Source organism: Nonomuraea montanisoli (assembly GCF_013363975.1).
Taxonomy (GTDB): domain Bacteria; phylum Actinomycetota; class Actinomycetes; order Streptosporangiales; family Streptosporangiaceae; genus Nonomuraea; species Nonomuraea montanisoli.
This window is the reverse complement of sequence record NZ_JABWGN010000013.1, coordinates 162977-184853: the sequence shown is the minus strand read 5'-3', so window position 1 is coordinate 184853 and position 21877 is coordinate 162977. Positions and strand designations below refer to the sequence as shown.

Annotated in this window: 20 protein-coding genes and 1 pseudogene; 10 read left to right on the top strand and 11 right to left on the bottom strand. The window is 72.4% G+C overall.

Annotated features, from left to right (window positions below; all coding sequences use genetic code 11):
- Positions 1-14: 14 nt before the first annotated feature.
- From HTZ77_RS31965 to HTZ77_RS31945, 5 genes are read right to left on the bottom strand one after another with little or no spacing between them, the layout of a single operon-like run.
- Positions 15-521, bottom strand: coding sequence for a DUF1707 SHOCT-like domain-containing protein (locus tag HTZ77_RS31965; RefSeq protein WP_175593446.1), 507 nt, complete (start codon positions 519-521; stop codon positions 15-17).
- On the bottom strand, positions 518-1321 hold the full coding sequence (locus tag HTZ77_RS31960; RefSeq protein ID WP_175593445.1) for an ABC transporter permease: 804 nt from the start codon (positions 1319-1321) through the stop codon (positions 518-520). The genes HTZ77_RS31965 and HTZ77_RS31960 overlap by 4 nt, the downstream gene beginning before the upstream one ends.
- Positions 1318-2283 (bottom strand): ATP-binding cassette domain-containing protein, encoded by a 966-nt coding sequence (locus HTZ77_RS31955; protein ID WP_175593444.1) that lies wholly within the window; start codon positions 2281-2283, stop codon positions 1318-1320. Before HTZ77_RS31955 ends, HTZ77_RS31960 begins: the two co-directional genes overlap by 4 nt.
- Positions 2284-2300: 17 nt before the next feature.
- Positions 2301-3239: a DUF4097 family beta strand repeat-containing protein gene (locus HTZ77_RS31950; protein ID WP_235995509.1), complete on the bottom strand. Its 939-nt coding sequence runs from the start codon at positions 3237-3239 to the stop codon at positions 2301-2303.
- Positions 3239-3769: a toxin-antitoxin system HicB family antitoxin gene (locus HTZ77_RS31945; RefSeq protein ID WP_175593443.1), complete on the bottom strand. Its 531-nt coding sequence runs from the start codon at positions 3767-3769 to the stop codon at positions 3239-3241. Before HTZ77_RS31945 ends, HTZ77_RS31950 begins: the two co-directional genes overlap by 1 nt.
- Before the next feature lie 137 nt (positions 3770-3906).
- Between HTZ77_RS31945 and HTZ77_RS48840 the strand changes: the two are divergent.
- Positions 3907-4528, top strand: a pseudogene (locus HTZ77_RS48840) (YqjF family protein).
- Positions 4529-4651: 123 nt separating this feature from the next.
- Entirely contained in the window at positions 4652-5962 is a 1311-nt protein-coding gene (locus HTZ77_RS47740; RefSeq protein ID WP_175593441.1) for a cellulose binding domain-containing protein, read from the top strand.
- 27 nt (positions 5963-5989) lie between these two features.
- Here the strand turns inward: HTZ77_RS47740 and HTZ77_RS31925 are convergent, their stop codons facing one another.
- The 4 genes from HTZ77_RS31925 to HTZ77_RS31910 are packed head-to-tail and all read right to left on the bottom strand — an operon-like array spanning position 5990 to position 9644.
- Positions 5990-7123: an NAD(P)/FAD-dependent oxidoreductase gene (locus HTZ77_RS31925; RefSeq protein WP_175593440.1), complete on the bottom strand. Its 1134-nt coding sequence runs from the start codon at positions 7121-7123 to the stop codon at positions 5990-5992.
- A gap of 21 nt (positions 7124-7144) precedes the next feature.
- On the bottom strand, positions 7145-7909 hold the full coding sequence (locus tag HTZ77_RS31920) for an amino acid ABC transporter ATP-binding protein (protein WP_175593439.1): 765 nt from the start codon (positions 7907-7909) through the stop codon (positions 7145-7147).
- A complete protein-coding gene (locus HTZ77_RS31915; protein ID WP_175593438.1) occupies positions 7906-8757 on the bottom strand; it encodes an amino acid ABC transporter permease in 852 nt (283 codons plus the stop codon). Before HTZ77_RS31915 ends, HTZ77_RS31920 begins: the two co-directional genes overlap by 4 nt.
- Entirely contained in the window at positions 8754-9644 is an 891-nt protein-coding gene (locus HTZ77_RS31910) for an ABC transporter substrate-binding protein (RefSeq protein ID WP_175593437.1), read from the bottom strand. Before HTZ77_RS31910 ends, HTZ77_RS31915 begins: the two co-directional genes overlap by 4 nt.
- Positions 9645-9876: 232 nt before the next feature.
- Here HTZ77_RS31910 and HTZ77_RS31905 point away from each other — a divergent pair, with 232 nt between their 5' ends.
- From HTZ77_RS31905 to HTZ77_RS31890, 4 genes are all read left to right on the top strand, one after another.
- The gene (locus tag HTZ77_RS31905; protein WP_175593436.1) at positions 9877-10803 is read left to right on the top strand and encodes a LysR family transcriptional regulator; all 927 of its coding nucleotides are present in this window, start codon (positions 9877-9879) and stop codon (positions 10801-10803) included.
- 107 nt (positions 10804-10910) lie between these two features.
- Positions 10911-11186: a hypothetical protein gene (locus tag HTZ77_RS31900; RefSeq protein ID WP_175593435.1), complete on the top strand. Its 276-nt coding sequence runs from the start codon at positions 10911-10913 to the stop codon at positions 11184-11186.
- A 185-nt stretch (positions 11187-11371) separates the two neighbouring features.
- Positions 11372-12406: a trypsin-like serine peptidase gene (locus HTZ77_RS31895; protein WP_235995508.1), complete on the top strand. Its 1035-nt coding sequence runs from the start codon at positions 11372-11374 to the stop codon at positions 12404-12406.
- A 71-nt stretch (positions 12407-12477) separates the two neighbouring features.
- Complete coding sequence (locus tag HTZ77_RS31890; RefSeq protein WP_175593434.1) at positions 12478-15789, top strand: S8 family serine peptidase; 3312 nt, start codon at positions 12478-12480, stop codon at positions 15787-15789.
- 108 nt (positions 15790-15897) lie between these two features.
- Here the strand turns inward: HTZ77_RS31890 and HTZ77_RS31885 are convergent, their stop codons facing one another.
- Together HTZ77_RS31885 and HTZ77_RS31880 are read right to left on the bottom strand one after the other, a co-directional pair.
- Complete coding sequence (locus HTZ77_RS31885) at positions 15898-17049, bottom strand: CU044_5270 family protein (protein WP_175593433.1); 1152 nt, start codon at positions 17047-17049, stop codon at positions 15898-15900.
- The gene (locus HTZ77_RS31880; protein WP_328808892.1) at positions 17046-17612 is read right to left on the bottom strand and encodes an RNA polymerase sigma factor; all 567 of its coding nucleotides are present in this window, start codon (positions 17610-17612) and stop codon (positions 17046-17048) included. The genes HTZ77_RS31885 and HTZ77_RS31880 overlap by 4 nt, the downstream gene beginning before the upstream one ends.
- Positions 17613-17746: 134 nt before the next feature.
- Between HTZ77_RS31880 and HTZ77_RS31875 the strand changes: the two genes are divergently transcribed.
- The 4 genes from HTZ77_RS31875 to HTZ77_RS31860 all read left to right on the top strand — a co-directional run bounded on the left by HTZ77_RS31875 (position 17747) and on the right by HTZ77_RS31860 (position 21825).
- Complete coding sequence (locus tag HTZ77_RS31875; RefSeq protein ID WP_175593432.1) at positions 17747-19048, top strand: hypothetical protein; 1302 nt, start codon at positions 17747-17749, stop codon at positions 19046-19048.
- A gap of 175 nt (positions 19049-19223) precedes the next feature.
- On the top strand, positions 19224-19769 hold the full coding sequence (locus HTZ77_RS31870; protein WP_175593431.1) for an RNA polymerase sigma factor: 546 nt from the start codon (positions 19224-19226) through the stop codon (positions 19767-19769).
- Entirely contained in the window at positions 19766-20674 is a 909-nt protein-coding gene (locus HTZ77_RS31865) for a hypothetical protein (protein WP_175593430.1), read from the top strand. Before HTZ77_RS31870 ends, HTZ77_RS31865 begins: the two co-directional genes overlap by 4 nt.
- Positions 20675-20790: 116 nt before the next feature.
- Entirely contained in the window at positions 20791-21825 is a 1035-nt protein-coding gene (locus HTZ77_RS31860; protein WP_175593429.1) for a hypothetical protein, read from the top strand.
- The last annotated feature ends 52 nt before the right edge of the window (positions 21826-21877 follow it).

Below are 21877 nucleotides of genomic sequence, written 5' to 3'. Positions count from 1 at the left end.
CCGGCGGCTCCGGGTCATCCGCGCGCGGTGCGGACGGTCAGGCGGCCGTAGGGCATCTCTCCGGTGACCTGCACGTGCAGCTCGCCCGGACGTGGGCGGCCCGCCGCCGTGCAGGTCACGCGGCCCCATCCGGTACGCAGCCCGTCGATGTCCGCGCTCGCGCCCGCGGGCAGGATGATCGTGGCGCTGCCGTACCCGAGCCGGAGCTCGATGCCGATCCGCGCGTGCGGGACGTGGGCCCGGGACAGGTCGAGCCGTACCCTGCCGTACTCGGAGTCGATGACCAGCCGGCGCGGGACCTGCCAGTCTCCTGTCCGCGTGACGCGTCCGCCGGTGGTGCTGAGCACGACAGCCTCGTCCGGCAGGTCGGCGACGACCGGCTCCAGCTCGTGGGAGGAGGTGGCGGTGAGCGCGCGTTCGAGCCGCTGCTCCAGCTCGGCGGGGTCGAGCCGGCCGTCCGCGTACGCCTGCTGGACCAGCTCGACCGCCCGCTCGCGATCCATGTCGGAGAGGGCGTTCATCGGCTGACGGCCCGCGTGTACAGCCGCGTGGCCAGCGGCACGAACACGACCAGCAGCAGGAGCGACCACAGCAGCGACACCGGCACCGCGTGCCGCAGCGGCCAGGCGGCGGGCGCGGGGAGGGCCGGGCTGGTGTTGCCGAACAGCTCGCGCGCGGCCTGGACGAGCGTGGAGACCGGGTTCCACTCCGCGACCACCCGCAGCGGCCCGGGCAGGCGCGTGCTGTCGACCAGCGCGTTGGACAGGAAGACCAGCGGGAACGACACGAGGGTCGCGAGGTTGTTGAAGACCTCGGGCGTGCGCAGGGCCAGCGCGACCGTGGCCGTCACCCAGGAGAAGGCGTAGGCGAACAGCAGCAGCATCAGGAACCCCAGCACGGCCTCGACCGGGGAGGAGCGGACGCGCCACCCGGCGAGCAGCCCGACCAGCGCCATCGTGACGATGCTGGTCACGTTCATGATCACGTCGCTGACGGTCTGGCCGGTCAGCACCGCCGAGGGCGACATCGGCAGGGTGCGGAACCGGTCGAAGACGCCCTTCTGGAGGTCCTGCGTCAGCGTGTAGCCGGTGATCTGCGCGCTGGTGACGATCGTCATGACGAAGATCCCGGGCAGCAGGTACTCCGCGTACGACATGCCGGGCAGGCTGATCATGCTGCCGAAGACGTAGGTGAACAGCAGCACGAACACGATCGGGATCATGACCACGCCGCCCAGCAGGTCGGGGGCGCGGCGGATCTTCAGGGCGTTGCGCCGGGCGATGGTCATGCCGTCGGCGACGGCCAGGTGCAGGGCGTTCATCGGGCGGTCTCCTCTGTCGTCTCGTCGGCCTGGTGTCCCGTGAGGCTCAGGAACACGTCGTCCAGGGTCGGCCGGCGCAGGCCGGCGTCGCGTACGGTGATCCGCTCGGCGGCCAGGTCGCCGAGCGCCCGGGTGAGCGCCGCCACGCCGCCGGAGACCGGGATCGTCATCTGGAGGGCGGCGGAGTCGATCCGCACGTCGCCGGCGGCGAGCGGCGCCAGCGTCCGGGCGGCGCTCTCCAGGCCCGCCGCGTCGGCCAGCGACAGCTCGACGCGCTCGCCGCCGACCTGGTCCTTCAGCTCGTCGGCGGTGCCGAGCGCGATCACGCGCCCGTGGTCGACCACCGCGATGCGGTCGGCGAGCCGGTCGGCCTCCTCCAGGTACTGGGTGGTGAGCAGCACGGTGGTGCCCTCCGCGACGAGCTCGGCGATGACGTCCCACAGGCCGATCCGGGCGCGGGGGTCGAGCCCGGTGGTGGGCTCGTCGAGGAACAGCACGGGCGGGGCGGCGACCAGCGCCCCGGCCAGGTCGAGCCGGCGGCGCATGCCGCCGGAGTAGCCCTGCACGGGGCGGTCGGCCGCCTCGGTCAGGTCGAAGCGCTCCAGTAACTCGCGGGCGCGCCGGCGGCTGCGTCCGGCGCCGAGGTGGTAGAGGCGGCCGACCATCTCCAGGTTCTCGGCGCCGGTGAGGTGGTCGTCCACGGCGGCGTACTGGCCGGAGACGCCGATGCGGGCGCGCAGCCGGCCGGCGTCACGGACGACGTCGAGCCCGGCGACCGTGGCGTGCCCGGCGTCCGGTCGGAGCAGCGTGGTGAGGATGCGCACCGTGGTGGTCTTGCCGGCGCCGTTCGGGCCGAGCAGCCCGAACACCGTCCCTTCCGGGACGGTCAGCTCCATCTCGTCGAGGGCCGTCACGTCGCCGTACTTCTTGACCAGCCCTTCGGCCATGATCGCGTCAGGCATGACACTCTCCTCAGTCGTCAGGAACGGTGGACGGCGATGTCGCCGTAGGTGGTGTGGGCCCGCACCTCGACGGTCCGGTCCGTCCGGCCGGGGGCGTCGCTGGGGGAGAGGGAGACGTCCACGGTGCCGTACCTGGAGCTCACGTCCAGCCAGGCGGCGGTGCCCTCGCGGATGCCGAGATCCAGTCCGCCGCCGGTGGTCTCCATGACGACCGAGCCGGACGTCACCTCGCCGATCTCCACGCTGCCGTACGCCGTCCTGGCGGCGACGCCGGCTCCGGCCCGGTCGACGGTGACGTGGCCGTGGGCGCTGTTCAGCCGCAGCTCGCCGGTCACCTCGCCGATGCGGACGTCACCGTGTGAGGTCCTGACCACGGCGGTCCCGTCGATCTCGCCGATGCGGATGCCGCCGTGGGTCGTGGTGACCTCGGCGTGCCCGGACGCGCGGGTGACCGAGATGTCGCCGTGGGTGCTCTTCAGCCGTAGCCGGCCGGCCCGCTCGACCCGGATGTCGCCGTAGGACGTGGTGAACGAGACCTCGCCGAGCGGCCCCCGGCAGCGCAGGCCCGCCGCGGACCTGGCGTCGACGCTGGAGCCGGCCGGCAGGCTGATCGTCACCTCGACCGAGCCCGGGCCGTGCAGCAGCGAACGCGCCCAGTCGGCGGGCGACTCCACGAGCCTGTCGAGCGACAGCCCCCGGCCGAAGCCCGGGCCGGTCTGGTCCTTGCCGCCCCGCACCAGGAGCCGGCCGTCGGCGTACTCGACCTGCGTGTGCCGGGCGGCCTGCACGTCGGCGTCGTCGTGCGCGTCGCTCGGGCGGACCTCGACGACGGTGTCGGCGCGGTCGCCCGCGTCGATCCGGACGGTGGCGGTCGCCAGGTCGAGGACGGCGACTATGGGGTCGGGGGTGTCGAAGGTCGGCATTCCGGTTCCCTTGTCGTGGGTTGGCGTGGTCATCAGCGCACCCAGCCGCTGTAGCGGTTGCCGCTCTGCTGGGCCGGGCGCCGGCCGGAGCGGCGGGCGGCGTCGCCGGGGTCGAGCGCGGCGGAGACGGCGCGGACCAGCCAGGCGTTGACCGACAGGCCGTCGCGGGCGGCCGCCTCCTCGATGCGCGGCTTGAGGTGCTCGGGGACGCGGAGTGAGATCCGGGAGGTCCCGCCCTCGTCGGCGTCCGGGGGCGGTGGCGGGGCGGGCGGCCGCTCGGCCTGCCCAACCTCGCCCTCCTCGTCGAAGGGCCGGGCGCTCGGCGGCGGGGTCACGACGAAGGCGGGGTCGCGCCCGCGCAGGCGCACCTCGACCGAGCCCGGCGCGAGGTCGTGCGTGATCTCGTCCGCGGCGGCCGAGAGAGCCTCCAGCAGCGCCAGCCGGGAGGCCGACTCCAGCGTGGCGGCCAGGCGTTCGGCCAGCGCCCGGGCTTCCTCGCCGCCCGCCCCGGCGGCGATCGCGAGCTCGCGGCGGAGGTGATCGACGTACGGCGAAAGGTCCATGACGCCATCATGGCACCACTTTGACGTCACAGCAATGCGAATGCAGGTGACGTGTGGCGTCATCGAGGCGTCACGGCCGCCGGTCGCCGTTTCCCGCCCCGGGCGAGGGTAGGGATCGGACCGGAGGCGACGCACCCATGGCACACCGCGACGATTCGACCCGCCACCAGGCCCCGCCCTCTCCGCGGGTCGCGTGGCCGGTGATGTACCACCGCTGGTCGCAGATCACGTTCCTGCACTGGCGATACCCGGTCGAGGCGGTACGGGCGCTGGTGCCGGAGCCGCTGACGGTCGAGACGTTCGACGGGACGGCCTGGGTCGGGCTGACCCCGTTCCGCATGGACGACGTGCGGACGCCGGGGCTTCCCGTGCTGCCGTGGCTGTCGAGCTTCCTACTTCTGGTCGGACATGTCCGTACACACTGCGGGCGACCGCAGGCGCTACCGGTGCCGGAGGCGGTGGCCGGGACCGGACGGGGTGCGGTGCGACGTGGACGTGCGGATCGGCGCGGCGCTCGCCGAGGACGAGCGGGACGAGCCGGCGCACTTCCTGACCGCCCGCTACCGGCTGTTCAGCGTCGTGGCGGGACGCCTGGCCGCCGCCGAGGTCGAGCATCCCGACTGGCCGCTGCGGCACGCGCGGCTGACCGGCCTGGACCAGAACGTGCTCCAGGCCGCCGGCCTCCCGGCGCCGGACGGCGACCCGGTCCTGCACGCCTCGCCGGGTGTGCCGGTGCGCGTGGGGATGTGGAGCTGGTGACGCGGTCACGCGATGAAAGTTTCACCCTTCACCGCGCGTTCTCCCGGCTCGCGCACACCTCTGCTTGACCGGGCGGGGCCCCGCGGGGAGGTTCGATCCGAACCTCTCTGAGTGGGGAGTCCGATGATTCACGCCCGCCGCCGGTTGCTCGCCCTCCTGCTTCCCGGTCTCCTGGTCGCGCTGTGCGCCCTGGTCCCCCTGACGGAACGGCCCGCCGGCGCGGTCAGCGACCCGCCCGGCCCCGTGACGGGCAACGCCACCTACTTCGACGGTCTCGGCGCGCCGTACGGCGGGTGCGGGCTGCCGCAGGCGAATCTCGACTCGCAAAACTTCGTGGCGCTCAACGTCTACAACACGCCCGGCGACTACGGCTTCTACCCGCGCCCGCTGACGGGGGCGGACCTCGGCAAGGCCGGACTGTGGAACAACGGCCTCAACTGCGGCCGCTACGTGCAGGTGGAGATCGGCGACTACTGCACCGGCACCAACGACGGCGCGCAGAACCAGGCGTTCTGCCGGGGCGGCTCCTGGGTCTCCGACGCCTACAAGGGCGCGAAGCTGACCATGCTGGTCGCCGACAGCTGCGGCGACTCCAACGGCTGGTGCCGCGACGACCCGTACCATCTGGACCTGTCCAAGGACTCGCTCAACCGGTTCGTGAAGAACGGCGCCGCGGTCGGGGACATGTACCCCGGCCACTGGAACAACCGGCACGTCACCTGGTCGTTCGTCCCGGCGCCCGGCTACACCGGCGACATCGGCATCGGCTTCCTGCAGGGCGCCCAGGTGTGGTGGCCGGCCATCTCCGTCTCGCACCTGGCCGACGGCATCCACGGCGTCGAGTACTTCGCCGACGGGGCGTGGCGGACGGCGCGGATGAACGGCGACATGGGCCAGTCGTACGTCATCGGCGGCACCGCGTCGGGCGGCAACCAGTTCCAGATCCGGGTCCGGGACGTCACGGACACGCTGATCAACGGAGGGCGCGTGTACAGCTTCACGCTTCCGGCGGGCTGCGCCCCGCAGTGCGGCGCGCCGTACACCAAGGTCGCCTACACCACGTCGAACGGCTCGACCCCCACGCCGACGCCCACCCCCACGCCGACCCCGACCCCCACGCCGACGGGCGGCCCGGGCGTCTCCTGCGACGTGAACCACCGGGTCGCCAACGCCTGGCAGGGCGGCTACACGGCCGACGTGACGGTGCGCAACACCGGGACCACCACCTGGAACAACTGGACGGTCACCTGGACCGTGCCGTCCGGCGTGACCCTCACCAACGCCTGGAACTCCACCATCACGTCGTCGGGCACCACCTGGACGGTCAAGGCGCCGAGCTGGGCCACGAGCCTGGCGCCGGGCGCGTCCGCCGCCTTCGGCTTCCAGGCCGGCGGCCCGTCCACGCCCGGCCCGTTCGGCATCACCTGCTCCTAGGCCGGGCCACGGGGGTGCGGCGCCGGCTCAGCGGGTGGTCATGAGGGTCAGGCTCTCGTCCTTCACCGACGCCGCGACACCGCGGGTGACGCGGTAGTCGGCGAGGCCGGGCCCGTCGCCGCCGATGATCTCCTCGGCCGCGAGGCGGCCGAGCTCGGGCGCGAGGTTGACGCCGCTGTGGGTGACGAGGTGATAGAGGCCGGGGGCGCCGGGGTGCGTGCCCGCCAGCGGCAGGCCGTCCGCCGGCACGGGCCGGACCCCGAGGCGGACGCCGGCCAGCCGGGCGGCGCGCAGCGCGGGAAGGACGCGCTGGCCGCCGGCGTGCAGCCGTTCCGCCAGGGCGTCGTCGCTCTGGCCGGGCAGCAGCGCGTCGACCGGCCAGGAGATGGAGCAGATCCGGTCCCCGGGGGCGGGCCGCAGGTCCACCTCGGGCGTGGCCAGGATGGCGCCGAGCCGGAGGCCGGGGACGGGGGTGCTCTCCCCGACCAGCCCGGGGATCCGGGTCATGGGCAGGTCGGTGCCGGCGAGCGCCGCGACGCGGTCGGCGTCCGGCCCGGTGCAGTTGACCACCCAGTCGGCCTCCCAGCGCCGCGTCCCGGTCTCGACGCCCGTGACGGCGTCGCCGCTGCGGATCAGCGCGTGCGCCCGCAGGCCGTACCTGATGTCGGCGCCGAGCTCGGCGGCGCGGTCGAGCAGGCGCTGGACGAAGAGCGGGGCGTCGTACCACGCGCTCTGGTCGTGGACCACGAGCTCGTCCGCCGTGCACGCCGCGGGATCGACGTCGGGCGCGAGCTCGCGCAGCTCGGCCGGGTCGGCGATGCGGCAGGGATGCCCCCAGGACATCAGGCGGACGGCGCGCTCCCTGAGCCCCCGCCGGCTCTCCTCGCTGTCGCCCCACTGGATGGCGGGCATGGGGTGCCGCCATGACGGGCCCCCGAGCTCCTCGGCGAGCGTGGCGTGCAGGGCGGCGCTGGCCCGGTTCAGGTCGTAGTAGGCGCGCGGGGTCTTCAGATGGGTGACGTCCATGGAGAAGGTCGCGCTGGAGGTGCCGGCGGCGGGGCCGCCGGCTTCGATGACGACGACCTGGGCCCCTGCGACGGCCAGGTGGTAGGCGACGGAGGCGCCGAGCACTCCGGCGCCGAGGACGATGACGCGGGACACGTGGGTATCCACCCTTCGGGGTCAGAGAACCTTGCTGAGAAAGGCCCGGGTGCGCTCGTGCCGGGGGTCGCCGAGCAGCGAGGACGGCGGACCGGATTCCACGACGACCCCGCCGTCCATGAAGACGATGGTGTCGCACACCTCGCGGGCGAATCCCATCTCGTGCGTGACGATGATCATGGTCATGCCGTCCGCGCGCACCAGGTCGCGCATGACGTCCAGGACCTCGCCCACGAGCTCGGGGTCGAGGGCCGAGGTCGGCTCGTCGAACAGCATGAGGCCGGGCCGCATCGCCAGGGCGCGGGCGATGGCGACGCGCTGCTGCTGGCCGCCGGAGAGCTGGTCGGGGCGGCTGTGCGCCTTGTCGGCCAGTCCCACCCGGGCCAGCAGGGCGTGGGCGCGCTCGCGCACCTCGGCCTTCGGCTCCTTCTTGACCATGATCGGCGCCATCATGATGTTCTCGAGCGCGGTCATGTGCGGGAAGAGGTTGAAGCGCTGGAAGACCATCCCGATGTCCACCCGCTGGGCGGCGATGGCCTTGTCCGGCAGCTCGTACGCCTTGCCGTCGCGCTCCTCGTAGCCGATCAGGCGGTCGCGGAAGTAGAGGCGGCCGGCGTCGATGCGTTCGAGGTGGTTGACGCAGCGCAGGAAGGTGGACTTGCCGGACCCCGACGGGCCGATCAGCGCCAGCACCTCTCCCTCCGCGAGCTCCAGGTCGATGCCTTTGAGCACGTCGAGGGTCCCGTAACGCTTGTGCACGCCTTCCGCGCGGATGAGGGTCGTCATCGGCTGAACCTGCGTTCGATGTAGTGCTGGCCGGCGTTCATGACGGTCGTGGCCACGAGGTACCAGAAGCACGCCACGGTGAGCAGGGGGACCTGCTGGAAGTTCCGGGAGTAGATGCCCTGGATCGAGGTCAGGAGCTCCGGTACGGCGATGGCGAAGACGAGGGAGGTGGTCTTGAGCATGGAGACCACCTGGTTGCCCGTCGGCGGGATGATGACCCGCATCGCCTGGGGAAGGACGATCTTGCGGAGCGTCTGGAAGCGGGTCAGGCCCAGGGCGTGGGCCGCCTCCGTCTGGCCGGGATCGACGGAGGCGATGCCGGCCCGCACGATCTCGCCCATGTAGGCCGCCTCGTGCAGGCCGAGGCCCAGCACCGCCGCGGCGAGCTGAGTGATGATCATGTTGGTGTCGAACTGCACGAACGTCGGCCCCCAGGGCACGCCGAGCCCGATCGTCGGCACCACCGCGGACAGGAAGTACCAGAACAGCAACTGCACCAGCAGCGGCACACCGCGGAAGATCCAGATGTAGAACCCGCTCAGCGACGACAGCAGGGGGTTGGGCGACATGCGCAGCACGGCCAGGACCACGCCGCCCGCGATGCCGACGACCATGGCGAGCAGCGTGAGCAGCAGCGTGGTGCCGACCCCGCTCAGGACCGCGGGGGAGAAGAGGTACTCGCCGACCACCTCCCACTGCATGCGCGGGTTGGCCACCCAGCCCTGCAGCAGGAAGATCACCACGAAGCCGAGCACGCCTGCGCCCACCCAGCGCCCCGGATGGCGCAGCGGGACTGCCTGGATCTCCGCCTTGACGGCGGGGCGTGCGGTCTGCTGGCTCGTGGTCACGACTCGCCGCCGTTGATCACCGCTTTGTCGAGGGCGCCCGGCGACATCTTCCACTTGGCGAAGATCTTGGCGTAGGAGCCGTTGTCGATGAGCTTCTGCAGCGCCTGCTGGACGGCCTTGGCGAGGTCCTGGTCCTCCTTGTTGACGAGGATGCCGTACGGCAGGAAGCGGTACGGTTCGCCGACCTGCTTCATCCGGCCGCCGGACTGCTCGGCCTGGTAGGTGATGGTGGGGGTGCCGCCGATGAAGGCGTTGGCCCGGCCGGTGGAGACGGCCTGCAGGCAGCCGACCGTGTCGGGGAACACCAGCACCTTGACCGCCGGCTTGCCCGCTCCCGTGCACTTCTTGTTCTGCTGCTCGGCGTCGTCGGCCTGGGCGGTGCCCTGCTCGACGGCCGCCGTCCGGCCGCAGAGGTCGTCGAGCGACTTGATCGCCTGGGCGTCCTTGTCCTGGACGAGCAGCGAGCTGCTGGTCTTGAAGTAGTCGACGAAGGTGACCTTCTCGCGGCGTTCCGGCTTGTCGAGCATCGCCTGGATGGCCAGGTCGTACCTGCGCGCCTGCACGCCGGCGATGAGGCTGTCGAAGCTGGCCTGGCTGAACGTCACCTCGACGCCCAGCACCTGGCCGACGGCCTTCATCAGCTCGGGCTCCAGGCCGACGACGGACTTGTTGTCGGTGCCGAGGAAGACCAGCGGCGGGTAGTTGTGGCCGGCGGCGACGTTGAGCGTGCCGCTTTTCTTGATCTTGTCGGGCAGAAGGTCGTGGAGCTCCTGACTCTTCTGCTGCGCCGGTGCGGCCGCCTGGGAAGCGGCGTCGCCTCCGGAGCAGGCGGTCAGGGACAGGAGTCCCGCCAGGCCGAACGCGGTGGCTGCTTGGGTGAACCGCATCGCGCAGGACACCCCCTCTCGGGCTTGGTGCTACGTTCCGTAAACACCAATATTGGGGGTCCGTTTAGATACGACAAGGTGATCGAGCATGCGCGTTGGTGCACATGCTGTTCACTCCTCCTTATCCTCTTCCTCGATCTCACCAGCCCCGTCGGCCCAGGCGGGTGATCGCGTCGCCTCCTGATGGCCCGCGCTCTGGTGATGCAAGTGGCCAGACTGTTAAGTTGGAGCGATGCTCACCCCGGTCCAGTTGCAGGCCATCCGCGAAGTGGTCGCCACCGGCTCGCTCAGGACGGCCGCCAAGCGCCTCGGGTTCACGCCGTCGGCCATCTCGCAGCAGGTCTCCTCGCTGGAGCGCGCCCTGGGCGTGCAGTTGTTCGAGCGCCTGCCGCGCAGCGTCCGGCCCACCGCGGCGGGGGCCGAGCTGGCCCGCAAGGCCGCCCGGCTGCTGGCCGACCTGGAGGCGGCCGAGGAGGAGATGCGTTCCTTCGCCACCACCCACCGGGGCAGGCTGCGGCTCGGCAGCTTCTGGTCCGCCGGGTTCCGGCTGGTGCCTGCCGTGCTGGCCGAGTTCCTCCGCGACCGCCCCAACGTGGACATCCGGTACGAGGAGGGCGACCCGCACCGGACCATCCCCGCGGTCAACGAGGGGCGGCTCGACCTGGCCGTGGTCTTCGAGTACGGCATGGTGCCGCACAACTGGCCGAAGGACCTGACCATGACGTTGATCATGGAGGAGCCGCTCTACGTGCTCGTGCCGCCCGGCCACCGGCTGGCCGGCCGCAAGCGCGTCCAGTTCCGCGAGCTGTCGGACGAGCGCTGGATCTCCTACACCGAGGGCATGGACGCCGCGCTCAACCTGTCGCACATCTGCGCGGCCAGCGGCTTCGACCCCGACGTGCTGTTCCGCACCAACGACTACAACCTGCCCTTCGAGCTCGTGCGCAAGGGGCTGGGCGTGGCGATCGTCCCGGAGCTGGCGATGATCGAGTCGCACGACGTGTGCGTGTTCCGGCTCGGCGACAGCGCACACGTCCGCCGCGTCTTCACCGTGTGCCGCGCCACCGACCCGAACCCCCTGCTCGGCCACGCGACGACCATGCTCATCAACGCCGCCGAGTCCCTGCACCTGCGCACGGACCTCCCCATCGCCGTGTGAGCCGGCGCGCCGGGTCCCTGTCCGCATCCGGCCAGCCTTGATCGTCAACCACGCCCCACGAGCGGCCGTCGTACCTGTGTTCCTTTCCCCGCCCATGGAGGTACACGTTGCTCAGGCGCCTGCTCGTCACCGCCGCCCTCGCCGGCTCCGTCCTGGCCGTTCCCGTCGCGACCGCCCTGCCCGCCTCGGCGGCGGTCCCGTCGTCGGTCGCCGCCCACGCCTGCACCTACCAGAGGGACGGGAACGTGTGGCGGTGCATCACCCCGGGCGCGTTCTGTCCGAAGGCGGCGCGCGACCGGTACGGGTACGCGAAGGCGACCAACCGGCGTTACAAGTGCCTGGACAAGAACGACGACCCGTACTGGCGCTGGCGGCGCGCCTGACCGGCCCTCCGCTTGCCGCGATCCGTGACCATTCCTGACCGACAGTGAAAAAACCGATCTTCAACCATTGATCATGACAGGGCAGACCGGTAACGTCCTTGCCTGGCGACGATCACACGTTCGAATTCTTGCCGGAGATACCCGTCGCCCAGGAGATATGCATGATCAATCGAACATCAGGTGCCTTGGCTGTCGGCATCCTGGCCTCCCTCCTCGTGGCCGCGCCGAACGCGGCCGTCGGCGCGAGCGTGGCCACCGAGCCGCTGGTCTCCTCGCAGGCGGCCGCCGCCGAGATCGCGACGTTCTGGCTGGGTGACGGCGGCGCCAACCTGGCCGCCGCCACCCCGTACAGCGTCCAGACCGCCGTCGACCAGATCACCACCGGTGGCGGCGGCATCTCGCCCGACGGCAAGCCCGCCTTCACCGCGCCGTCGCTCCCCGCCGCCACCGGCACGGCCAAGCCCGGCATGCCCACCACCGCGGGCAAGGTGTTCTTCGTCGGCGCCGACGGCCACCCGCACTGGTGCACGGGCACCGCCGTGCAGTCGCAGTACCGCAACGTCGTGGCGACCGCGGCGCACTGCGCGTACGACACCGAGAGCTCCGGCTCCACGCTCGCCAAGTGGGTCTTCGTGCCCGGCTACGCCGACGGCGCGGTCCCGTCGGGCCTCTACGTCGGCAAGCAGCTCTTCGCGCACTACGACTTCGACGCCTACCGCGACTACGACCGCGACTACGCCTTCGTCAACGTGTACGAGGGCGTCGTCGCCTCCGCCACCGGCGGGCTGGCCAACTTCGGCAGACTGGTCGACAACGTCGGCGGGCAGGGCCTGGCCTGGAACCAGCCGGTGGACTCCACGGTCGACCTCTTCGGCTACCCGGCCGGCCCGCACCCCGACGGCCGGCGGCCGTACACGGGGGAGAGCCTCGAATCGTCCGGCGGACGCACCACGACCGCCACGGCGCCCAGCCTGAAGGCCGAGAACCTGCTCGCCGTCGACTCCCCGTTCACCGGGGAAGGCTCGCTCGGTTCCTCCTGGCTGCTGCGGTACGACAAGGCCAGCGGCAGGGGCTACCTCAACGGTCTCACCATCAGCGTGGCCGACACCGACGCCAACCAGCGGTACGACACGAGCCTGTCGCCGTACTTCGACGGTGAGGCGCAGGCCGTCTACGCCGCCGCCGGCACGCACTGGAGCGGAGCGGTCCTGCCCGGGTGACCGGGCCGTGAAACAAAACCCGATCATCGGCCACTACGTAGTGACATTTCCGCCGATGATCGGAGAACTGCGTGCAAAGAACGACATGGTGGGCCGGTGTCACCGTGCTCGCCGCGGCCATGGCCGCCCAGCCGGCCGCCCTCCCATCAGCGGCCGCGCAGCCGGCCGCCCCGCCGCAGGCCGTCTCGGCCACCGGTGACCGCCTGGTCACCGGTGACCAGGCGGACACCGGTGACCAGGCGGTCACCGCGGCGCGGACGGCGGCCGGTGTCCGGACGGTCACGCTGGTCACCGGCGACAAGGTGACCGTGACCGGCCCCGCGAGCGCGACGGTCGAGCCGGGCGAGGGCAGGGAGAAGGTCACCTTCCTCACCGACGTGGCGCGGGGCCGGCTGCGCGTCTTACCCAGTGACGCGGCGCCGCTGGTCCGGGCCGGCCGGCTGGACCCCCGGCTGTTCGACGTGACCGGGCTGCTGGAGCTCGGGTACGACGACAGCCGCCAGGAGCTCCCGCTGCTCGTGACCGGCGCCCCGACCGGCGCCCCGACCGGGGCCTCCGGTCCCGCGCCGGCCGTCCGCGCCATGAGCGGGTTCAGGCCGCTGGACGCGGTGCGGGGCTTCGCCGTACGGCAGCGCAGGGCCGACGCCGCGCGGACGTGGCAGCCGCTCGCGGGCGGCACGGGCAAGGTCTGGCTCGACGGCCGTCGGCAGATCACGCTGGACGTGAGCGTCAAGCAGGTCGGCGCCCCCCAGGCGTGGGAGCGCGGCCACACCGGCGCCGGCGTCAAGGTGGCGGTGCTCGACACCGGGATCGACGTGACCCACCCCGACCTCGCCGGGCGGGTCGCGGCGCGCGCCGACTTCACCGAGGCCCAGAACGGGCGCGACCTGATCGGGCACGGCACCCACGTGGCCTCCACGATCGCGGGCAGCGGCGCCGCCTCGGACGGCAGGTACCGTGGCGTCGCCCCCGGCGCGACGCTGCTGGACGGCAAGGTGTGCGAGGCGACCTGGTGCGCGGACTCGGCCGTCCTGGCGGGCATGCAGTGGGCGGTCGAGCAGGGCGCGAGGGTGGTCAACCTGAGCCTCGGATCCCCGGACACCCCCGGCGCCGACCCGCTGGAGGAGGCCGTGCGGACGCTCAGCGAGCGGTACGGCACCCTGTTCGTGACGGCGGCCGGCAACTACGGCGCCGACCGCACGCTCATCTCGCCCGGCACCGCCGACGCGGCGCTCCAGGTCGGCGCCGTCAGCAAGTCCGGCGAGCAGGCCGAGTTCGCCAGCCGGGGGCCGCGCGCCGGTGACGACGGCCTCAAGCCGGACATCACCGCCCCCGGCGTCGACATCACCGCGGCCCGCGGCAAGGACAGCCCCGGCGACGGCTCCTACGTCGCGATGTCCGGCACCTCGATGGCCACCCCGCACGTCACCGGCGTCGCGGCGCTGCTGGCCGGGGAGCACCCGGACTGGAAGGGCGACACGCTCAAGGCGGCCCTCACGGGCGCCGCCCGGCCGCTGCCGGGGATCGGGGTCTTCGCGCAGGGCGCGGGACTCGTGGACGCCGACCGCGGCACGCGCCAGGCCGTCACGGCCGAACCGTCCGCGCTGAGCTTCGGACGGCAGCCGTGGCCGCACGGCGACGACCAGCCGGCCGGCCGGACGATCGTCTACCGCAACCACCAGCGGCAGCCGGTGACCCTGCGCCTGGAGGTGCGGGGCGACAGGACCTTCAGCGTCGCGCCCGCCACGCTGACCGTCCCCGCGGGCGGGCAGGCGGAGGCCGTCGTCACCGCCGACACCCGCGCCGGCGGGCCGGACGGCCTCGTCGGCGCGCACGTCGTGGCCACCGGCGACGACGACCTGGTCGTCAGCACGGCGGTCGGCGTCGACAAGGAGGTGGAGAGCTACGATCTCACCCTGAGGTTCACCGGCAGGGACGGCGGGCCGGCCGGCGACGCCTACACGACGCTGTACCGCCTGGACGCCGACCAGGCGCCGGTCGACGTGGAGCAGCCCGAGGGGCCGGTCACCCTGCGGCTGCCCAAGGGCAGATGGCTGGTCAGGACCACCATCCGCGACGAGCGCAGCCGGACCCTCCTCGTCCACCCGGGCCTCGGCCTCGACCGGTCGCGGACCCTGGACGCCGACGCGCGCCTGGGCCGGCCGATCTCGCTGACGCCTCCCCGCGCGGACGCCGTCCCGTTGCAGTCCGAGATCGTCTACCAGTACCAGGCGGCCGGCGGGACGCCGCGCTTCTCGGGCTGGCTCGGCGGCTCCTACGAGGGGGCGTACACCGCCCAACTCGGCCCCGCCCGCTCCTATCCGGGCGTGCGCACCAAGGTCGCCGGGGTGTGGGCCGCCGCCCGGACCGGCAGCCCGTACGCCTACCACCTGACCTGGTTCCACTCCGGCGGCATGGTCAACGGGTTCGAGCGGCGCGTGGCGCAGCGCGACCTGGCCGCCATCCGGACCGACTACGCCCGCCACCTGCCCGACGCGCGGGCCAACGCGGCCAGCGGGGCCTGGCCGCGCGACGGCGTCGCCTTCTCGTTCCTGTCGTTCACCACGTTCGGCACGCCGTTCAAGCAGGTCGAGTACGTCAACACGGACGACGGCGTCCGCTGGCGGCGTCACCTGTTCGAGTACGGCTCCGACGGCCGGCTCAACCGCTTCGACGCGCCGTTCACGGTCTACCGGGCGGGGAAGGCGTACACGGAGCTGTGGAACCGCGGCGTCTTCTCGCCCGCGCTGCCCTGGGCCGGCGAGAAGGATCTCGACGGCGTCAGCCGCACCGGCGACGTCATCTCGACCGACCTGCTCATGTACGGCGACGGCAGAGGGGCGCTCGGCTCCTCCACCCGGGCCACGCAGCGGACCGCCCTCTACCGTGACGGCGTCCTCGTGGGCGAGCAGCCGGAGTTCAGGACGAGTTTCACCGTGCCCGAGGGGGAGGCCGCGTACCGGCTGGTCGTGGAGAGCGAGCGCGGAGCGCCCGCGACGCTGTCCACGCGGGTGTCCGGCGTGTGGACGTTCCGGTCGGGGCACGTCGCGGGTGACACGCCCGTGCGGCTGCCGGTGTCGGTCCTGCGCTTCGGCCCCGCCCTCGACGCCTGGAACTCCGCCCCGTCCGGGCGGCGCTTCACGGTGCCGGTGACCGTCCGGCCGCTGGAGGGGAGTGCCGCCCGGCCAGTCAGGCGGCTGTCGGTGGAGGTCTCCTACGACGACGGCGCCACCTGGGCCAGGGCCGAGGTCCGGGGGTCGGCGGCCGTGTTGCGCCATCCGGCCGGCGAGGGGTACGTGTCGCTGCGCGCCCGCGCGGTGGACGAGGCGGGCGCCGCGGTGGAGCAGACGGTCATCCGGGCCTACCGCATCCGCCCGCTCTGAGGCCGGGCCCACCGCATCCGCCCGCTCTGAGGCCGGGCCCACCGCATCAGGCCGCTCTCATGACGGGCCCGCCGGACCGGGTGGTTCGGCGGGCCCCGTCGGTCTGCGTCAGGAGGGCTTGGCGTCGGTCCAGCCCGCCTCCAGGAGGGCGGTGGAGCTGATCACCGTGCCGGGCTCGAAGCCCGGTCGCCGGCCGCCGGGCCGCACCACGACGCTCTGGTCGCCGAGGGCCTGGCCGGTCGCCTCGTCGAGGATCAGCCGGTGCTCCAGCACGCCGGAGCCCTTGACGTGCTCCTCCACGGCGACGGCCGTGCCCTGCCGGCCCTCGCCGTCACCGACGTTCTCGATGACCTTGACGGTCTTGAGACCGGCGAGCATGCGGAACGCCGCCCCGCGCACCCGCGGCGTCACCGGCATGTCGGTGATGAGCCCCGCGCCGACCCTGAACAGCCAGGCGTCGGACCCCATCGGGACGCTGGAGGACTCCGTGTCGTGCCCGTCGTACGAGCGCAGCAGCCACCGCTTGAGCTCGCCGGGGTCGTCCGGAAGGCCGAGCAGGTCCTTCATCGTGACGTTCCTGCCCAGCCAGAACACCTTGTCGCCGTCCACCAGCGGGCTGTGGCTGGTCCGCGCCTTGCCAGGGGAGGTCGTCAGCGTCATGCGCAGGCGCTTGCCCGGCACCGTGACCTCGATCCTGCCGGGGGAGCCGGCCCGCTCCCACGCCTCGCGGTCCTCCTCGGTGGCCGGGCGCGCCCCGAGCGACTGGTCGCGCCCCCACTGCTCGCCGCCGACGGCGGCGGGCGTCCACATCTCGCTGCGCTCGTGCGTCATGACCCGGTAGCCGCCCCGCGCCGCCTCGAAGACGGCGCGGGTCACCGACGCCGTGTGCCAGTAGTCGCCGCTGTCCTCGCTTCGCCGGTCGGCCTTCTCCGCGGCGGCCAGCAGGACGTCCCGGGCCGACAGCCTCAGCCGCGTCGGCGGCGCCGTGCTGGGGCTGACGGCGACCGGGCGGCCGCCGTCGGGGCCCCGTGGCGTCGGCACCGTGCCGTTCCCCGACACGACCACGACCACCGCGGTCGCCGCGGCCGCCGCCCCGGCCAGGCCGAGACCCCACACGGGCTTGACCGCCGCGCGCCGCCGCCGCGCCGGCCGCGGCCTCGCCATGGCGCGGGCCAGCTCGGCGTCCCTGGTGCGCGGGTCCACCGGCCGGTCGCCGAGATGCGCGGGCCGCGCCGCCCGCAGTTCGTCCATGAGGTTCATGACCACTCCTCGCTGAGGTTCCGAACGTGGGGCAGGGACGGCTGGGCGGGCTCGCCGCGACGCGGGCCGACGGCCGGTGCGCCGGGCGGCGAACCGGCCATGGCCTGCTTGAGCCGCTTGCGGGCCCGGTGCAGCCGCACGCGGTAGGCCGCCGACGAGCAGCCGACGACGCGGGCGGCCTCCTTGGGGGACAGCCCGTGCCAGGCGACCAGGACGAGGATCTCCCGGTCGTCCTCGGGCAGCGCGGCCAGCGCCCGGAGCAGGCCCATCCGCTCGGTCACCTCGTCGGCCACGTCGCCCTCGGTCCAGCACCGCAGCTCGGCGGCCAGCGCCTCCCTGCGGGCCTCGGCCCGCACGCTGTCGCGCAGGACGTTGCGGGCGACGCCGAGCAGCCACGGCAGGGCGTGCTCCGGCACGTCGTCCAGCCGCCGCCAGGCGATCGCGAACGTCTCGCTCACCACCTCGTCCGCCACCTGCCGGCCCGCGCGGCTGACCACGTAGGCCCAGACGCGTTGTCGGCATTCGTCGTACATACCGGTGAACCGGTGCGCATCGTCCGTCACCACCCAGCCCCTTCGTTCGGGTGCGTTCTCTGACACCAGGAAGTGGTCCGAACCTTCCGCTCGTTACGCCTGACCTGAAATTTCCGCCCCGTGGGAGGGATTTCGATCACGGGGAGGCACTTTTCGGCTGCTCCATGTGGTCGCAAGAAACCGCCCGAAACATCGAGGCTCCCCGGCACACTACGTGGTGCCAAACGTTTCGCCTCCGCCACCGCACGGCTGGGGCGGAACCAGTACCGACCCTCTCGGAGCACGACATCAAGACATCACCCCCGCAAGGCGTCGAAAGCCGCCGGCGCGTTCCGCTCGGCCGCGCGCTGGTCCGGAGCTGTTTCTCCGCCGCCGTCGCCCTCGCGTGCCTCGCCGCCGCCTCGTCCACGAACGTCGTCTCCGGCGACGAGTTACGGACGAGCGGTTCGGAGGAGGTCGTCAGTGCCGTCGACGCCCGGCCCAACGACGGCTCCGGCTACTGGCCGGACTTCTCGAACACCGGCTACGCCAACACCCCGGCCAACGCCGGAGGGCTCGGCCTGGGCGCGTATCCGGGCAAGCTCACCGACTACACCTCGGGCATGAGCGCGGACAAGCCGCTGCGGCTCGAGTTCCCGGACAACAGCGTCATCTCCTACAAGCGCTTCCTCGCCCAGAAGGTGATGATCTACGGCGACAACCTCACGTTCGTCGGCTGCCTGTTCGAGGGCACCGACCCCAACGACAACCTCGTCCAGATCTACTCGGACAACAACATCACGTTCCGCTACTCGACGTTCAAGCCGAGCTCCTACACGATGCCGCCCGGCAACGACGGCACCGTCTCGTCGTCCCGCACCAAGCCCGGCACGCCCTTCGAGAAGTCCTGGCAGCTCGCCACGACGATGAAGGAAGCCGTGGCCGTCATGGACCACAACGACATCTGGGGCAACGCGGGCCTGGAGATGGTGACCGGATTCCCGGGACGCCCGTCCACCTGGACGAACAACTACATCCACGACATGGCGGACACGTCGCACGATGAATACCATCACGACGGCATCGGCCCGCAGAGCGAGGGCAACGGCGGCCCCATGATCGTCCGCCACAACACCCTGGCCTCCCTGGGCAACACCAACGCCCTGGCCCTGCAGGGCCAGGGCGTGTACGACCACATCTCGGTCACGGACAACTACGTCTCGGGCTGGGGTTACGCCCTGCACATCGGCGACATCGACAACGCCACCAACATCACCGTCACCGACAACGTCTTCTCCGCCGAGCTCGAACAGCTCTACGGCTTCCTGTACGGCGGCATCTGGGGCGGGACGGCGCGCGGCTCCACCTGGCGCCGCAACCTCATCCAGGCCCGCACGGGTGACGACAACAAGGGCTACACGACAGCCGACCACGGGAAGTACCTGTGGCCGGAGGGCGACACCCACACCACCGACTACACGGGCTGAGCCCCTTCCCCACTGAGGATCGTCTCGCCGCTCTTCGTGAGCCACTCCGGGCCGAAGAGCGGCGAGGCCGTCCGAGATTCTCCGCTTCCGGGCGAAATGATGGGGCCGCCTCCATCCATGAACAGGGCGTTCGCATCCATCCCGGAAGTGGAGGACGTCCTGATGGGAACCGCCTGTGTCAGATGACATCCACAGGTTCGAAGCGGTCTACACAGCGACCTACGACCGGATCACCGCCTATGCCGCCCGCCGCTGCGACTCGCCGCAGGACGCGGCCGACGTGGTCGCCGAGACCTTCGTCATCGTCTGGCGCAAGATCGACGAACTGCCCCCGGGCGCGGAGGCGAGGCTCTGGGTGTACGGAGTGGCCCGCAACGTGCTGGCCGACCACCGCCGCGGCGCGCTCCGCCGCCAGGCGCGGCATCGGGACCTCGACGCGGAGATGGCCGACCTCCACGGCGATCCCGCCGACCACAGCGTCGAGAGGTCCGCGATCGCGCAGGCGTTCAGGACGCTTCCCGACGACGACCGCGAGCTGCTCGCGCTGGTCGCCTGGGAGGGCCTGGACCGCGAGGAGATCGCCACGATGCTGGGCCTCTCCCGCAACGCCGTCCGGATCCGGCTGCACCGCGCGCGCAGACGCTTCTCCCGGGCGCTCGACGAAGCCGAGGTCCGGCGCGCGCTGACCGACACCGTCGTACCCGTGGGGAGATCGCTGTGAGGGACATCGACGAGATCGACGAGCTGCTGAGGCCGCTGGCCCGGATCGCGCCGGACGAACCGGGCGGACGCGCCGGCGGGGCCCGCGCGCGGGCGCTGTTCGCCGACATCATCGCCCAGGAGCGGGACGCGGCGACGACGGTGGCGCTCCCGCGACGCCCGCACGAGGGGCGCCGCGGTCGCCGCGCGCTGCTCGGGCTCGCCGCCTCCGCCGTCCTCGCCCTCGGCGTCGTGTTCGGACCGGGCCTGGCCGGCGGCGCCGCGACCTCCTACGCCAACGCGGCGGTGGAGATCCGCGAGGAGGGCGAGACGTACGTCGCGCGGATCAAGGACCCCTACGCCGACCAGCGCGAGTTCTCCGAGGCGTTCCGTGCCCTCGGCCTCAACGTCGAGCTCCGGGTGATCCCGGTCTCGCCCTCCGCGGTCGGCGAGATCGTGAGCCTGGGCGGCGGCCTCGCCGGGACGCCGCTGAACGTGCCCTTCGGGGCCCGCAAGGAGCCTGCGGACTGCGACCTGGCCGACAGCGGGTGCTTCATGGTGGTGACCGTCCCGGCGGGGATCAAGGGCAAGCCCGGCGTCATGCACTTCGAGCTGGGCCGGCAGGCCAAGCCCGGCGAGTCCTACGAGAACGACTGGCAGTCGGTCACCCGCCCCGGAGAGCCGCTGGCCGGCGTCAAGGTGAGCGGCCGGACCGTCGAGGACGTGCTGGCTGAGGTGACGAAGCGCGGCCTGGCCGCGGAGTTCCGCCGCGTCGTGGTCCATGAGGGCGGGTACGAGGTCAAGCCGCTGGCCGCGGATGAGGTGGGCGGTGACTGGATCGTCTTCAAGGTCACGCCGGCGCGTGCGGGCGTGGTCACCCTGGAGGTCACCGCCGAGCGTCAGACCGGCCTCGCATACGTGGACTGACGCCCGCGGATCCGCCGGGCGCGCGACTATGCTGCGGGGGCCGCCCCTGATCTTGAGGGGCGGCTGGTGGACCTCAAGGACATGCGCCTGGTGCGCGGCACGAGAGGAACCGGCACATGACCGCAGAGCGACGCCGGATCCGCGGGGTGTTGACGGCGCTCGTGGCCGTCGCTCTCCTCGCCGGCTGCTCCACGACCGCCGAACCCCCGCGGATCCCCCGTACGCAGCCGTCGTGGCATGCCCCGGTCGACGATCCGGATGCCGTGGTCGCCGGGCTGTGCCCGAAGGGCGGCGGCTCCGCGGGACCCGACTGCCGGTCGAAGGTGCCGGGATACGACGCCTGCGTGCGGACCCACCACGGGAGGAACGCGTCCGCGTTGTGCGGGCGGGCGATGGTCGTGCGGGCCGGCTGCGTGTTCGGGGACATGGGGCGCTTCCACGACGAGCAGGACTGCGCCGCGTCGTCCGAGGCGTACGTGTCGTGCCGGACGGGCACCCCGCGGCGTTCCGACGAGGTGTGCGCCCTGGGCGAGACGGAGTTCTGGCGCTGCCCGGACGCCTTCGACCCGGCGAGCGGCTTCGACTGCGCGCAGGCGCGCGCCGCCTACTACGAGTGCCGTGACGACAGCCGGAGCGACCACCAGTACTGCTCGGCCTACGTCGAGGTTCTCGGGTTGTGCCGGACGCTGAGGGTCGGCTGCTCCGACCTCCTCGGCGAGTACCTGGTCTGCGCCGAGAAGGGGAACTCCGCCAACGGGTGCGCGTTCGGCCAGAGAGTGAGGGTCACGTGCCTGCGTGACCTCGCCGACGGCCTCTTCCGGCAGGCGTCGACCTGCGACTCCGTCTGGCGGCGCGCCCTCACGGACTGCCTGGGGATGAAGGGGTATCACATGGACGGCTCCACGCCTTGTGTGGGCGGCGGCGACTGGCGGGACGCGAGCTACTCGATCTGTGAGAAGCGGGGCGAGTCCCACGAGACCGTCGGTGTGGCCTACGTCGATCCACAGGACCGGGGGATCTACGTGAAGCCCCTCTGCTGGGCGACTCAGGACGGGCAGCGCACCCTCGCGGATCTGGTCGAGGACCACTTCAGCGAACGGGGCGTCCGTGTCGTGTTCCTCGACGGGGAGACCCGTCACGGGCCCATGTGATCACCCGGGGAGCCCGCGGCCCAGTCCGGGAGCGGTTCATTGGCCGGGACGA

What these genes read in the sequence shown, in the direction of transcription:
- HTZ77_RS31945 (WP_175593443.1), bottom strand. Translation starts at nt 3,769, where the DNA reads ATGGACCTTTCGCCGTACGTCGATCACCTCCGCCGCGAGCTCGCGATC.
- HTZ77_RS31860 (WP_175593429.1), top strand. Translation starts at nt 20,791, where the DNA reads ATGACCGCAGAGCGACGCCGGATCCGCGGGGTGTTGACGGCGCTCGTG.
- HTZ77_RS31955 (WP_175593444.1), bottom strand. Translation starts at nt 2,283, where the DNA reads ATGCCTGACGCGATCATGGCCGAAGGGCTGGTCAAGAAGTACGGCGAC.
- HTZ77_RS31910 (WP_175593437.1), bottom strand. Translation starts at nt 9,644, where the DNA reads ATGCGGTTCACCCAAGCAGCCACCGCGTTCGGCCTGGCGGGACTCCTG.
- HTZ77_RS31885 (WP_175593433.1), bottom strand. Translation starts at nt 17,049, where the DNA reads ATGAACCTCATGGACGAACTGCGGGCGGCGCGGCCCGCGCATCTCGGC.
- HTZ77_RS31965 (WP_175593446.1), bottom strand. Translation starts at nt 521, where the DNA reads ATGAACGCCCTCTCCGACATGGATCGCGAGCGGGCGGTCGAGCTGGTC.
- HTZ77_RS31960 (WP_175593445.1), bottom strand. Translation starts at nt 1,321, where the DNA reads ATGAACGCCCTGCACCTGGCCGTCGCCGACGGCATGACCATCGCCCGG.
- HTZ77_RS31875 (WP_175593432.1), top strand. Translation starts at nt 17,747, where the DNA reads ATGTGGTCGCAAGAAACCGCCCGAAACATCGAGGCTCCCCGGCACACT.
- HTZ77_RS31950 (WP_235995509.1), bottom strand. Translation starts at nt 3,239, where the DNA reads ATGACCACGCCAACCCACGACAAGGGAACCGGAATGCCGACCTTCGAC.
- HTZ77_RS47740 (WP_175593441.1), top strand. Translation starts at nt 4,652, where the DNA reads ATGATTCACGCCCGCCGCCGGTTGCTCGCCCTCCTGCTTCCCGGTCTC.
- HTZ77_RS31920 (WP_175593439.1), bottom strand. Translation starts at nt 7,909, where the DNA reads ATGACGACCCTCATCCGCGCGGAAGGCGTGCACAAGCGTTACGGGACC.
- HTZ77_RS31905 (WP_175593436.1), top strand. Translation starts at nt 9,877, where the DNA reads ATGCTCACCCCGGTCCAGTTGCAGGCCATCCGCGAAGTGGTCGCCACC.